The organism is Gracilibacillus orientalis (assembly GCF_900114645.1).
Classification (GTDB): Bacteria; Bacillota; Bacilli; order Bacillales; family Amphibacillaceae; genus Gracilibacillus; species Gracilibacillus orientalis.
In genome coordinates this window covers 1-13,669 of record NZ_FOTR01000015.1, presented here as the reverse complement: position 1 = coordinate 13,669, position 13,669 = coordinate 1, and the positions used below count along the sequence as shown (strand labels likewise).

12 protein-coding genes are annotated in these 13,669 nt (G+C 35.4%); 1 reads left to right on the top strand and 11 read right to left on the bottom strand.

Annotated elements, in window-relative coordinates; genetic code table 11:
* Nucleotides 1-4: 4 nt before the first annotated feature.
* The 11 genes from mutL to BM121_RS19070 all read right to left on the bottom strand — a co-directional run bounded on the left by mutL (nt 5) and on the right by BM121_RS19070 (nt 12,934).
* Complete coding sequence (gene mutL, locus BM121_RS19120) at nt 5-1,849, bottom strand: DNA mismatch repair endonuclease MutL (protein ID WP_091485640.1); 1,845 nt, start codon at nt 1,847-1,849, stop codon at nt 5-7.
* The gene (mutS, locus tag BM121_RS19115; protein WP_091485638.1) at nt 1,850-4,444 is read right to left on the bottom strand and encodes a DNA mismatch repair protein MutS; all 2,595 of its coding nucleotides are present in this window, start codon (nt 4,442-4,444) and stop codon (nt 1,850-1,852) included. It lies immediately after the preceding gene.
* A gap of 238 nt (nt 4,445-4,682) precedes the next feature.
* On the bottom strand, nt 4,683-5,246 hold the full coding sequence (gene cotE / locus BM121_RS19110; RefSeq protein ID WP_091485636.1) for an outer spore coat protein CotE: 564 nt from the start codon (nt 5,244-5,246) through the stop codon (nt 4,683-4,685).
* Nucleotides 5,247-5,532: 286 nt separating this feature from the next.
* On the bottom strand, nt 5,533-6,408 hold the full coding sequence (gene vanY, locus BM121_RS19105) for a VanY-A/VanY-F/VanY-M family D-Ala-D-Ala carboxypeptidase (protein WP_091485635.1): 876 nt from the start codon (nt 6,406-6,408) through the stop codon (nt 5,533-5,535).
* Nucleotides 6,409-6,510: 102 nt separating this feature from the next.
* Entirely contained in the window at nt 6,511-7,626 is a 1,116-nt protein-coding gene (locus BM121_RS19100) for a HAMP domain-containing sensor histidine kinase (RefSeq protein WP_091485791.1), read from the bottom strand.
* On the bottom strand, nt 7,619-8,314 hold the full coding sequence (gene vanR / locus BM121_RS19095) for a vancomycin resistance response regulator transcription factor, VanR-F/VanR-M family (protein ID WP_091485633.1): 696 nt from the start codon (nt 8,312-8,314) through the stop codon (nt 7,619-7,621). Before vanR ends, BM121_RS19100 begins: the two co-directional genes overlap by 8 nt.
* 335 nt (nt 8,315-8,649) lie before the next feature.
* Nucleotides 8,650-9,069: a YlbF/YmcA family competence regulator gene (locus BM121_RS19090; RefSeq protein WP_091485631.1), complete on the bottom strand. Its 420-nt coding sequence runs from the start codon at nt 9,067-9,069 to the stop codon at nt 8,650-8,652.
* Nucleotides 9,070-10,647, bottom strand: coding sequence for a tRNA (N6-isopentenyl adenosine(37)-C2)-methylthiotransferase MiaB (miaB, locus tag BM121_RS19085; protein WP_091485630.1), 1,578 nt, complete (start codon nt 10,645-10,647; stop codon nt 9,070-9,072).
* 109 nt (nt 10,648-10,756) lie between these two features.
* Entirely contained in the window at nt 10,757-11,674 is a 918-nt protein-coding gene (locus BM121_RS19080) for a dipeptidase (RefSeq protein ID WP_091485628.1), read from the bottom strand.
* A gap of 76 nt (nt 11,675-11,750) precedes the next feature.
* On the bottom strand, nt 11,751-12,011 hold the full coding sequence (locus tag BM121_RS19075; protein WP_091485626.1) for a stage V sporulation protein S: 261 nt from the start codon (nt 12,009-12,011) through the stop codon (nt 11,751-11,753).
* Nucleotides 12,012-12,136: 125 nt separating this feature from the next.
* Complete coding sequence (locus BM121_RS19070; protein ID WP_091485625.1) at nt 12,137-12,934, bottom strand: TIGR00282 family metallophosphoesterase; 798 nt, start codon at nt 12,932-12,934, stop codon at nt 12,137-12,139.
* 385 nt (nt 12,935-13,319) lie between these two features.
* On the opposite strand from BM121_RS19070, the gene BM121_RS19065 reads away from it, so the two are divergent.
* Nucleotides 13,320-13,610 (top strand): DUF378 domain-containing protein, encoded by a 291-nt coding sequence (locus tag BM121_RS19065; protein WP_091485623.1) that lies wholly within the window; start codon nt 13,320-13,322, stop codon nt 13,608-13,610.
* The last annotated feature ends 59 nt before the right edge of the window (nt 13,611-13,669 follow it).

Sequence of the window (13,669 nt, the reverse complement as noted above, 5' to 3'; positions counted from 1 at the left end):
CCATTTACATAATTCGTTTGAACATTTTTTCCATTTCGTATTTGGTGAATTGGATAATAATTGGTCTACCATGCGGACAAGTAAAAGGTTCTTCACATTTTCTCAAATCATCAAGAAGTCGTTGCATATCCTCTATATTTAAATAATGGTTAGCCTTGATCGACCTTTTACAAGACATAAGAATTGCTGCTTCTTCTCTTAGCTTGTGCAAATTGACTTGTTTTTCCTGGATCAATTGATCTACCATGTCCCGGATAATCTCTTCTTCTTCATCTTTCGGAAACCAGTATGGATGGGAACGCACTATATAGGCATTTTGGCCAAATGTGTCTAAAATTAACCCTACTTTTTGTAACTCTTCCTTATATTGTTCAATAAAGAGTGCTTCTTGTTGGGTAAATTCAAAGGTTAGCGGGACTAATAAATCTTGTACATGTCCTTCTACTTCACCAATCTTATCTCGATAATATTCATATTTGATTCGCTCTTGTGCTGCGTGTTGGTCAATGATATAGAGACCTTCATCATTTTGCGCCAAAATATACGTGCCGTGGTGCTGACCAATTGGATACATAACAGGTACACGATTTACTTCATTCACTACCTGTTCCTGTTCGTTTTGAATGATCTCGATATCTTCATTCAAGTCATTGCTATTATGTTCATTATTTTCCATTGTCATACTACTGCCAACATGTTCTGACTCACGTACCATTCCGATATCATCTATTGAGCCATGATTGACTTCTTGTTGGAAAGATTCGTTCGTCGGTTTTTCCTTAGTTGATTGCTTCCTTTCAAATTCAAATTGTGGCTGTTCTGATTTAGCTTTTGGCAAATTTTTCTTCTGACCAGCAGGAATCAGTGTCTGTTGATGAAGTGCACCTTTAATCATTTGTTCAACTGCTTCAAATAATTCTTTTTCTTTACTAAAACGTACTTCTAGTTTAGTTGGATGAACATTAACATCAATTAAATAGGGATCCATCGTAATGTTTAGTACAACAACAGGTTGTCTTCCAATTGGAAGGAAGGTATGAAAACCATTTGTAATAGCTTTCGCCAGTATGATACTTTTAATAAAACGGCCATTAACAATAGTAGTAATATAGTTTCTGGAAGCTCGATTGACTTCCGGTTTTGCGATAAATCCATCTATTTCATAATCTAAAGTTCTGGTATGCACCGGAATCATTTGCTTCGCTACTGATATTCCATATACAGAAGCCGCTATTTGTCTCAAATCTCCTTTACCTGTCGTCTGGAAAATTCGCTTATCGTTATGTGTTAATTCAAAACGAATGTCGGAATGAGAGAAAGCCATACGATTAATAATATCCGTAATATGACCTAGCTCTGTATGAACGGTTTTCAAGTATTTGAGCCGGGCAGGTGTATTAAAGAAGATATCCTGGACAGTAATTTCTGTTCCTTGTCGTGCATCACTTCTTCCTTCTTCTTTAATACGGCCACCTTCTAATACCATTCTTGTTCCTGCTTCTGCTCCTGTTGATGTTTTGATTTCTAAACGACTAACCGCTGCAATACTGGCTAGGGCTTCCCCTCGAAACCCTAGTGTTCTCACATGAAAAAGGTCATTTTCATTTTTTATTTTACTTGTTGCATGTCGCAAAAAAGCTTTCTTGCACTGATCGTTAGGAATACCGTTACCGTCATCAGTTACTTTGATTTCTTGTAATCCTGCTTCTTTAATCTCTATTTTTATCCAGCTGCTATTTGCATCCACACTATTTTCAACTAATTCTTTCACAACAGAGGCTGGGCGTTCTACGACTTCACCAGCCGCGATCTTATTGGCTAAATAATCCGGAAGTTCGTTGATTTGCATCTATTTTCGCCCCTTTGTTCCTTGTGCTTGCTTTTGCAATTGGTAGAGCTCATTCATAGCATCCATCGGTGTCATTTCCAACAATTTTATCTTCTGTAAACTTTCTATTATCTCATGATTTGCTGACTTTTCTTCCTTTTTAGCAGGCTCTTCCGGTGCGAAAAAGGCTATTTGTTCCATTGTTAAGTCATTTTCTTTCCTGTTTTTTGAGAATAATGTTTTGTCACTTGACTCTCCTTCTAACTGGTGCAAAATAACATTAGCTCGTTTTATTAATGAATCAGGTAATCCAGCTAATTGGGCTACATGAATTCCATAGCTTTCATCTGCTGCTCCATCGTGAATTTGGTGAAGAAAGACTACTTTCCCTTCAATTTCTTCGGCTCGAACATGAATATTTTTAAGTGCTGATAAGTTTTCTTCTAAACTTGTTAATTCATGATAGTGAGTAGAGAAAAGTGTTTTAGCTTTAATATCATCATGAATATATTCAATAATTGCTTGGGCAAGAGCCATCCCGTCATATGTACTCGTACCTCTTCCGATTTCATCAAGTAATATTAGGCTATCTTCTGTAGCATGTTGAATCGCATGGTTGGATTCTAGCATTTCGACCATAAATGTACTTTGTCCCGATACAAGATCATCAGCTGCACCAATTCTAGTAAAAATCTGATCTGTAATCGATAGTTCTGCGCGTTGAGCAGGTACGAAGCAACCTACTTGAGCCATAATAATTGTTAAAGCTAACTGACGCATATACGTACTTTTACCTGACATATTTGGTCCTGTAATTAGTAAAAGATGCTTATCATCAGCCAATTCCAATGTGTTAGGAACAAATTGTTCATTTTTCATCACTTTTTCAACGACTGGGTGCCGACTTTCTTCCAAATAAATATGATGGTCTTTCGTAAAGTACGGTCTGACATAATTATTTTCTTCACTTACAGTAGCAAAACTTTGCAATACATCTATTTCACTTATTGTTTCTGCTAAATGCTGTAATTCAGGAATATACATCTTGACTTTTTCTCTCAGGTCCAGAAAAAGTTGATACTCCAGTTCGACACTTTTTTCCTCTGCCTCTAAAATTAATGTTTCTTTTTCTTTTAAATCTTCCGTAATAAACCGTTCTGCATTCGTTAAGGTTTGTTTCCGTTGATAGCGACCTTCCGGGATCATTGGCAAGTTTGGTCGAGTTACCTCAATGTAATACCCAAACACTCTGTTAAACCCGATTTTTAACGATTTAATATTCGTATCGGCTTTCTCTTTCTGTTCTAGTTCTGCTATCCAATGCTTACCATTCCTTGACGCATCTCGATACTGATCCAATTCTTGATGGTAACCATCCTTAAGAAGGTGACCTTCTGTTATCGAAATAGGAGGATCTTCGGCAATACTATTATCGAGAAGTTCGAAAAGTTCCGGTAATGGATCCATATTATCTGAAAGTGCTTGTACCGCATTATTATCAAACTGCTTTAACAGTTGCTTAATAAATGGTACTTTTGCTAAAGACCTTTTTAATTGAATTAAATCTCTTGCATTGACATTTCCAAATGATACTCTTCCTGATAAACGTTCCATATCATAAATAGACTGCAATGCTTCCCTAATTTCTTCCCGCTCGAAAAATTGATCATAGAAACCATTCACTAAATCCAGTCTTTTTTCAATTAAAGATTGTGTCAGTAAGGGACGTTCTAACCATTTCTTTAATTTTCGTGCTCCCATAGCGGTTACAGTTCGGTCAATTACCCATAATAAACTGCCGAATTTTTCCTTGCGCAATAACGAAGAAGTAATTTCTAAATTACGTTGTGAATACATATCCAGAGTCATATATTCAGCAAGTTCAATTTCCTGTGCTTTCTTCAAGTGATCTATTGCCCGTTTTTGTGTATGGAATAAATATTGATATAACACCATACATGTCTGCTTTAGACGGTCATTCGAAATATTTTCAACAAGTTCTGTGATAGCTTGATTTGATTTTGTTTCTTTTGCATAGGAAACGGTCAATTGCATCTTCTCTTTTAATTCATCAATATACGTAGTGGAGAGCTCTTGTTCTACTACTACCTCTTTAATGGGACGGTTATATAACTCACTTAATACTGCACTCCACCCACGTTTTATTTCCATTACAAAGGTTTCGCCTGTAGACATATCAGTATATGCAAATGCAAATTGCTGGTCTGCTATTTCTTTCACCACAGCAAGATAGTTATTTTCTTTATCATCCAGCATATTTCCTTCCATCACAGTACCTGGTGTGATTAGTTGAACTACTTCTCTTTTGACTACACCTTTTGCCACTTTAGGATCCTCAACTTGTTCACAGATCGCAACTTTATAACCTTTATCTATTAATGCCTTGATGTAGCTTTCTGCAGAATGAAAAGGAACCCCACACATCGGGATTTTTCCACCATCTCTGCTCGTAAGTGTTATTTCCAGCTCCAAGGCTGCTTTTTTGGCATCTTCAAAAAACATTTCATAAAAATCGCCTAAACGAAAAAATAAAAAGCAATCCTGATAATCTGCTTTTATTTTTAAATATTGCTCTATCATTGGCGTGTAACTCATTCTAGTATCCCCCAACATCTTTCATTTCTTGTAACATTATAGCACAGAAGAAGAAATCAGATAAACAATTAAGAGAAACCTCATCCGATCAATTCTCCTGTGTTTATCTGAATCAAAACTGATATAAACTACGCACTAGTGAAAATTCAGCTTTGGCGTTCTGGAAAACACGCCCTTTCAGCAAAAGCTAGAGATTTTCAAAAAAAATACAGTGTGAGCATTCCCCACACTGTATGCCTTACTCTTCTTCATGATCATCTAAAAAATCTGGATCAATGTCATCGAATTCATCATCTGAGATTGCTAGATCCCAATCTTCATCATCGTAGACTTTACCTTTTGGATCAACTTTCACAGAGATTTTTGTTTCACCGATCACTTCTACTAGAAATTCTCTTTCTGCATCTACTTTAATTTTATTGCCTCTTGTTTCAATACTGCATTCTAAACAATTTGGTTGTTGAATAACTTTAGCAATAACTTCACACTCATCACCAATATGGTGTTTATCTCTAATGGATAACGGTATATGATCACAATATTCTACTCGTTCTGTTACTACTTCTGTTTTTGTATTATCATTATATGCATACCATACATTGACATCGTAGCTTCCTTTAATCTCAACTGTTTCTTTTTTTACTAATTTTGCGTGATAGTTATGATTGATAATCCAACAACCTAATATACTGGATGGACGGTGTGACGGTGTGATGGTGTTCGTATCTTGTTTGAATTTTCTACCCTTTCCAATGACCGCTTTTGTTATAATTTCCCGGTATTGTTGGTCTAGATAAGACATCGAATTATAACCTCCCTCTTATTTCAATTCCATCATATGCGAGATATTCGTCTATAGTGCCTTCATTCGTTTAAAAAAATGTTAGCCATAGCGCCTACTTCATCCTATGCAGTTGCCTAGAAATGTGTACATATGTAAAAAAGGGATACTTCTTGTATAAAAAACCGTTCACATCCACTCTATTCACTTAAATGAAAAAGATAATTACTGAAACACAGAAAATTCTCATCAGCGAAACTTCCTCCCATTCTTTCGTGGATGCGGATTACCTCATCTTGTTCATCTATCATTCATATACAGTCGCAATTACTCCGTCCGTATTGTTTCCTGAAATCTCATACTCGTGATTTTCCGGTATATCAATTTTCATGTTTTCGGAAAAAGGGTAATAAGAAACAGTATAATTTTTACCATCTACTTCAACAGATACCTTCCTTTTGTCTTTGAGATAATCCAGATATTCTTCTAAAGCAAAATTCTCTTCCTTCATAATCAAACTATGTGGTAAACCTACATAACGAATATGCCATGGTTCATATTCAATCCCGGTAACAGCAACTTTGTCTTCTGGGTAGCGTAAAATGAAGCCATGTTTCCACGCATTTTCTTTTATCCATTCTCCTTCTGATGCTTCATACATGGATGTTTCTGTAGAACCTACATCAAGAGCTAAACCTAAATTGTGTTCACTATGTCCTGCTGGTAAAGCATAATCAGCTCCCATGTCTTGATAAAGCTCTCTTTGTTCTTCAAAATTCCGAAAACCGCTACTAATTAAAAATCGACTAACCCCATCTTTTTCAGCAGCATCAACCATCTTCGAAAATTTGCGTGCGACATCCTCTGATAAGTAAATATCAGACTCTAACAACACATATCCTTGAGTCAACTCTTTGTGTGTAAATAAATTTACAATATCCGCTTTTATACTCTCTTGCTCAACTGGATAGTCCCTGTTGACCAAAAGTAGATTTCCGTGATTAATCTGATCTTCGTTAATGTTTTTCTGTTGGGTACTTTCAGAAGACCATTCATCATCTAATGCACCTTTGTTATTTTGATTATACGGTTGAATCTCTACCTCTTGGAAAATGGGTGCTATATAAACATATGAAATACCTAAGCATACTAACAAAAACAATAAAATTCCCCACTTTTTCATTTTCAGTTCCTCCTTCATTCTAGTTGATGAAAGTATAGGATAAACTTCTTAAATAAAAAGTGGGGTAAATATTAAATTTTTCTTAAATTTGTATCTTGAACTTTAAACCTGTTCATTATTTGACTCACTTTCCTGTGGTAAACGAACTTCAAATATTGTACGTATTAAATTGCTATCAACAGTAACAGTTCCGTTGTGCTGCTCGACGATATTTTTCGCAATGAACAAACCAAGGCCTGTACTGTCTTCTTTATGACTTCGTGCTTTATCACCTGTGTAGAACATATCAAAGACATGTGGGAGTTCATCCGAAGATATACGATCTCCATAATTCACGATTTGAATAATAACGTTCTTCGAATCAATAAAACCCTTTATATCTATAAATTGTCCATCATATCCATATCGATTTGCATTAGTCAGAAGGTTTTCAAACACACGTGCTAACAACTCCCCGTCGCCTAAGATTGGTAAAGAGGAAATCATATTCGTTCGAGCAACTAAATCATTTTTTTCGAAGATAGGATATAATTCTTCCTTCAATTGATGAAGAAGATCAGATAAATTAATTTTCTTTTTATTAACTGGCAACATACCATAGTTCATTCTAGTTATTTCAAATAATTCATCAATTAATCCTTCTAAACGCTGAGATTTGGTAAAGGCAATCATTAAAAAATGTCTAACCTGGTCTTGTGTCAAATCTTTGTCCTTTAGGATTAAATCTAAATAACCTAACACAGAGGTGAGTGGTGTACGCAGATCATGAGCTAAATTTACTACTAATTGATCCTTACTGCTTTCCGAAAAATCTCCTCTTTCAATGGCTTGTTGCAATTTTTCACTTGCCAGATTAATATCCTGCGCAATGTCTTTAAACTCATCATTTGATTGGATTTGAACAAGATGTGTAAAGTCACCACGAGCGAGATAATGAATTCCATTCGAAATCTCATTGAAATAGGTAGAATAAGGCTTAGTAAGTAAAAAGAAAAAGAAAATGGAAAGTGGTATAAATAGTAGTAAAAAGAAATTAATGTCTCCAATCCTTCCTATGAATAAACGAACCTCAGTTAACGGATCTCCATACTCTACCATAGAGTTATAAAAAAGTTGCAGACCTTTAAAGATTAAATACGTTATAATACCAGAAAAGAGCATACTTAAACCAAACAATAACACCATCTTTGAACGAAAACTGCGTACCGTTTTAAACATTGAAGGCATACCCCACTCCCCAAACTGTTTTAATCCATTTATATTTCCGATTATCTTCTTTAAGTTTTTTCCTCAATGTCCGTACATGAACCATAACAGTATTGCCACTTTCAAAGTATGCTTCGCCCCACACCTGATGGAATATATTATCCACACTATAAACCTTCTTTGGGTGACTAGCTAGTAAATACAAAATATCAAACTCTTTGGGAGTGAGCTCAACGTTTTCACCATACAATAAAACTGTGCGTTGCTCAGGAGAAATAACTAACCCACCAAATTCCAAGTTCAAATTATTACCTGTTTTGGGTTGATTTAATTTCATAAAGCGTCTTAACTGAGCATTTACACGAGCAACCAGTTCAATGGGTGTAAATGGTTTAGTCATATAATCGTCTGCTCCAATAACAAGTCCATGTACCTTGTCGAAATCAGAAGTTTTAGCACTCAAAAATATGATAGGCATATTATGTTTGTCACGAATGCGTCGGGCTACTTCATATCCATCCATTTTTGGCATCATAATATCCAAGATCAGCAAATCAATCACTTGGCTCTCGATAACATGAATGGCTTCTGGTCCATCAGATACTTTTATAACATGATAGTCTTCTTTTTCTAAATGAATGGCAACAAGATCATTAATTTCCTGCTCATCATCAGCTATTAAAATTGATATACGTTTCATTATTCCACTCCTTGGATACATTGTTACATTAAGTGAATTTATAATATTTTAGCAATTATTCGCTACGTAAAGTATTGAATGTCCTAATAACCTGACCTTATCTAGCATGACAGGTAATTGAATAAAATAGTACTCTTTTTATTTTCTATTATTTCCGCTTCTTATTCAAGAGTATAGTCCGAGTGGTGAATATATAAATTCTAATACTTTAAAATAATACATCTGGTTTCAAAACATCTATGCAATGTATATATTTATTACAGTTGTTATCTGCAATATTGCCTATAAAAAAAGCATGATTAACTTTTTTAGTTAATCATGCTTTTTATTTATTCTTAACAATGACTTTGTCCCTTTTTGGATCCTGTTTCTCCGGCTAATACATCTCCATCTGTGGATCGAATCACTTCATTTGTAATCTCTCTAGCAATTGTATTGGTCACAAGTTGCAGAAGATCATTTATAACAACTTGTGAATCCTTAAATTCCTGTACAATTGGAATTTCATCTATTTCTTCTTGGATACGGTCGATTTCTGCTTCCACACGTTTTAATGCTTCGTGTTTTCCGTAAGCTTGGAAGTTAACCGCTTGTTTTTGTAATGCTTTTGTTTTTTTAATTAAGCTTTGAATTTTATTGCTTTCATTCAGTTTTACTTCTAATTGTTTGAAGCGATCGATTTCTTCAATGTTAGCCATTTTGTTAGCTAAGCTATGAGCTTCCTCAATCACTTCTGCTCTCGTATATTTTGCCATTTATCTCACCTCAACTGCTGATTCGACCATTTCTCCATCTAATGTCCATGTCTTTGTGTTAGTAATCTTCACTTCAACAATTTCACCAATGACAGATTTTGGCCCTTTAAAGTTCACTAATTTATTGCGTTCTGTATAACCAGATAAAACATCAGGATCTTTTTTACTTTCGCCTTCTACCAGTACTTTTACTATTTTATCTTGATAATGTGTCATCGCTTCTGCTGATTGCTTATTCACTAAAGCATTTAAACGTTGTAGACGTTCTTTCTTCACTTCCATCGGAGTATTGTCTTCCCAACGTGCAGATGGTGTACCCTCTCTTGGTGAATAAATAAACGTATATGCACTTTCAAATCCTACTTCTTCTACAAGAGTCATGGTTTCTTCAAATTGTTCATCTGTTTCATTTGGGAAGCCTACAATAATATCAGTCGTTAATGTAGCGTTTGGCATGGCCTCTCTAATTTTTCTTACTAATTCCAAGTAGCTTTCTCTTGTGTAACGACGAGCCATTACACGAAGAATATCGGAGCTGCCAGATTGAACTGGTAAATGAATGTGATCTAACAAGTTCCCACCTTTTGCCAATACTTCAATTAAGCGATCATCGAAATCCCTAGGGTGTGACGTTGTAAAACGTACTCGTGGAATATCAATTTTACTGATTTCTTCCATTAAATTACCTAGACCATAATCAAATTCTAAGTCTTTCCCATATGCATTAACATTTTGACCTAACAATGTAATTTCTTTGTATCCTTGTGCAGCAAGGTGACGCACTTCTTGAATAATATCTTCCGGCATTCGGCTACGTTCTTTACCACGAGTATATGGAACAATACAGTATGTACAGAACTTATCACAGCCGTACATAATATTAACCCATGCTTTGATTTTACCTTTACGTGCTTTTGGAAGGTTTTCAATAATGTCGCCTTCTTTAGACCAAACATCGACCACCATTTCCTTACCAAACAACGCTTCATTAATTAATTGTGGTAAACGGTGAATGTTATGCGTACCAAAAATCAAATCAACGAAAGGGTGTTTTTTCAAGATACGGTTAACGACTGATTCTTCTTGGGACATGCATCCACAAACACCTAAGATTAAATCAGGATTTTCTAATTTCAATGGTTTTAGATGGCCAAGTTCGCCAAATACTTTGTTCTCTGCATTCTCACGGATCGCACAGGTATTTAATAAAATGATGTCAGCATCATTTGTATCTTCTGTTGAGGTATAACCCATTTGGGTAAGAATACCTGCCATTACTTCTGTGTCATGCTCATTCATTTGACAACCATAAGTACGGATAAGAAATTTTTTACCTTTACCAATTTCTTTCATCTCTAATGGAATTTCAAAATCATAATGAATATCCACGTCTTTTTTCAAGCGTTTCTTTGCTTTACGCATATTAGGTGGTTCATAAGTTGCTTGAAAATATTTCGAAATCAACTCATCACTTGATATGTTTTTTAAACGGCCTAAATTATCGTTCGCATCGGATTTTACGTCCGCCGAACTCTTTTGGTTGATTTGTTGATTCTCTAATCGTTGTTTCTCGTTCATGCTATTTATCTCCTTTCTTACCCCTAATCAATCTTAAGATAAAACTACTTCATCTATTATAGGGGATAAACCGAGTAAATACAAAGCGAATTAATTGATATTTTATCAATTAATCTGGGAAATGCTTGATAAAATTTTGATAACTGATATTTTGGATGACTGATGCAGAATATCTTCGTTTCAATGCTGCTTGTAAAAAACTATATTGGTTAATGGAAGATAGATTTTCTACAAATTGATCTGTGCCATCGAAATCTGATCCAAATACAAGATGATTTTCTCCTCCAGCACTTAGAAAATAAGATATATGTCTAAAGAGGTCATTGACTGTCGCATTATTATTTATTGTCACGAAATATGCAACGAAAGTGATACCAATTAAGCCATTATTATCGATAATTTTACGGACTTGTTGTTCATTAAGATTACGAGAATGTCCACAAACCGACCGGCTATTTGCGTGAGAGACTATCAGATAATCGCTAAGTTCAACTGCTTCATCAAATCCTTGTTCGGAAATATGCGCGAGATCAATCCATACCTTCTGTTGATTAGCTAGCTGGATCACTTTTCTTCCTAGTGAACTAAGTCCACTTCCCCTCGGCTCTCCTATCCCGTCTACAGCTAGATTTGCTTGATTCCAAGACATGCCAATCATTTTAACACCCAGTCGAAGAAGAATTCTCAATTTATACAGCTCTGCACCTATACAATCCAATCCTTCTAACGTTAATATGGCACCTCTTTCATTTGGCTTCAAGCTTTCTATCTCTTCTTTCGTTTGAATGAAACGAATGTTAGAAAACGGTTTAATAATTTTCTCAAAAAAAAGGTCAACCATATGTAATGCCGCGGCGAATTTTGATTCTGTTGGAATGTTTTCTGGAACATAGATTGCAAAACACTGCACTTTCACAGGGCTATCCATCCATTTTTGGTAATTCACATCCAGAACAGAATTATCATCAAAATCGATATGGTGCGACCACATTTTATTTAGTGCATCACAATGACAATCGATAATCATGAGCTCCACTCCTAATAAAAAATTGGCATTTAAAAACCTGTTTGTCATCTAACAAACAGGTTACTAATATTCTGTATCATCTTGGCTCGACAATTAACTTTATAGCTGTACGTTCTTCATTATCAATCATAATATCAGTAAAAGCTGGAATACAAATGAGATCCACTCCACTTGGAGCAACAAAACCACGTGAGATTGCAACTGCCTTCACTGCTTGATTAAGTGCGCCAGCACCTATCGCTTGGATTTCCGCTGTACCACGTTCACGTAATACATTTGCAAGTGCGCCTGCTACAGAATTCGGGTTTGATTTTGCTGAAACTTTTAATATATCCATTCCTGGTACCTCCTTCGAATGCTATTGTTATTCCACTTTTACTATATTCATGATATTGAAAGATATTACTTTTTATTATGAAGGATAGCCGTCATAATTTCAAACTATTCGTTAGTGATGATGGTTTAGTTGAAGAATGGATGATCATCATTAATTTGAATACGATCGATTTTTTTTGCTTTTCCAGTCGTATTATCGACGTCTATTAATACACCGCTTAATTGGGAACGTCCCGATTTCGGTACCTCGAAACGGACGGGTAATCCTGTTTGGAACTTCTTAATGACAGCTTCTCTTTCCATCCCCAATATCCCATCATAAGGGCCTGTCATACCGACATCTGATATATACGCTGTGCCATTTGGTAATATACGATTATCTGCCGTTTGCACATGTGTATGGGTGCCGACTACTACACTTGCTTTACCGTCAGAAAACCATCCAAAAGCCTGTTTTTCACTTGTAGCTTCCGCATGAAAGTCAACAAAAATAATATTGGTACGCTTTTTTGCCTTATTAATCAATTCGTCCATTTTACGAAACGGATCATCTGCTGGCTGCATAAACGTTCTGCCAAGCAAATTGATAACAGCAATTTCTTGCCCATTTGATTTAATATAGACAATGTCATTTCCTGGTGTATCGGGCGGTAAATTACCCGGTCGAACTAAATAGGTAGCGTCATCAATAAAATTGAAAATTTCTTGCTTATCCCACGTATGGTTACCCATTGTTAGCCCCTGAGCACCCCATTCAAGTAAACTCTTATAAATTTTCTCGGTAATTCCTTTGCCAGCTGCTGCATTTTCACCATTGATTATGGTTACATGTGGCTGATATTTCGCTTTTAATTTTGGTAAATATGTTTGTACCATATCTCTGCCTGGTGAACCCACAACGTCACCAATAAATAAAATCTTCATGTACGTCTACCTTTCTATTATAGTAACCATATTCTTTTTAACATGTAAAGTGCATTGTAAAAAACTTAAAAACCCACTGTATCAACACTTTACTATTAATTGTTATAAAACGCAAACGCAAAATAATGAATACAAATGAATGTTTCTGGGGCTGATTTTGGGACTTAAAATAATACGTGGGTAGATAATACGGAATTATTTTAATCCGACAATAAGGAAGAAGGTTCTGTTGATTATTGAAGAATTGTTTGAATCGGTTAAGATGAAAGTGGCAGCTAAGGCTGTCTTTTTTTATTGCAAAAACTTTTTCTAATTGATCGTATAACTAGAAAAAACAAACCAATAATAAATATGACCATCATTCTAAAAAAAGGAGGCGATATAAATGAAGACACTACAACGTATTGCTTTGGCATTAGTAATTATTGGTGGTATAAACTGGGGGTTAATTGGATTATTTCAATTTGATTTGGTTGCATCTATATTCGGAGGACAAGATGCTGCACTTTCCAGACTAATCTACACATTAGTAGGAGTCGGCGCTTTATGCTGTTTACCCTTATTGTTCGCAGATGAAGATGAGAGAGTAACTGTGAGAGATAGAAAATTAGCCTATTCTACTGAGTTTGCGGAAGAGAATGACCCGACTGATTTTAACAATGATAAAGATAAATAATCAATTATTTTGACGTTTGTTATTCATTATATCAGGTCATTTGTTAGGGCCGGTTGTTC

Coding starts and splice junctions, on each gene's coding strand:
- BM121_RS19075 (WP_091485626.1), bottom strand. CDS start 12,011: ATGGATATATTAAAAGTTTCAGCAAAATCAAACCCGAATTCTGTAGCA.
- BM121_RS19070 (WP_091485625.1), bottom strand. CDS start 12,934: ATGAAGATTTTATTTATTGGTGACGTTGTGGGTTCACCAGGCAGAGAT.
- BM121_RS19090 (WP_091485631.1), bottom strand. CDS start 9,069: ATGGCAAAATATACGAGAGCAGAAGTGATTGAGGAAGCTCATAGCTTA.
- vanR (WP_091485633.1), bottom strand. CDS start 8,314: ATGAAACGTATATCAATTTTAATAGCTGATGATGAGCAGGAAATTAAT.
- cotE (WP_091485636.1), bottom strand. CDS start 5,246: ATGTCTTATCTAGACCAACAATACCGGGAAATTATAACAAAAGCGGTC.
- vanY (WP_091485635.1), bottom strand. CDS start 6,408: ATGAAAAAGTGGGGAATTTTATTGTTTTTGTTAGTATGCTTAGGTATT.
- BM121_RS19065 (WP_091485623.1), top strand. CDS start 13,320: ATGAAGACACTACAACGTATTGCTTTGGCATTAGTAATTATTGGTGGT.
- BM121_RS19100 (WP_091485791.1), bottom strand. CDS start 7,626: ATGTTTAAAACGGTACGCAGTTTTCGTTCAAAGATGGTGTTATTGTTT.
- mutS (WP_091485638.1), bottom strand. CDS start 4,444: ATGAGTTACACGCCAATGATAGAGCAATATTTAAAAATAAAAGCAGAT.
- BM121_RS19080 (WP_091485628.1), bottom strand. CDS start 11,674: ATGATTATCGATTGTCATTGTGATGCACTAAATAAAATGTGGTCGCAC.
- mutL (WP_091485640.1), bottom strand. CDS start 1,849: ATGCAAATCAACGAACTTCCGGATTATTTAGCCAATAAGATCGCGGCT.
- miaB (WP_091485630.1), bottom strand. CDS start 10,647: ATGAACGAGAAACAACGATTAGAGAATCAACAAATCAACCAAAAGAGT.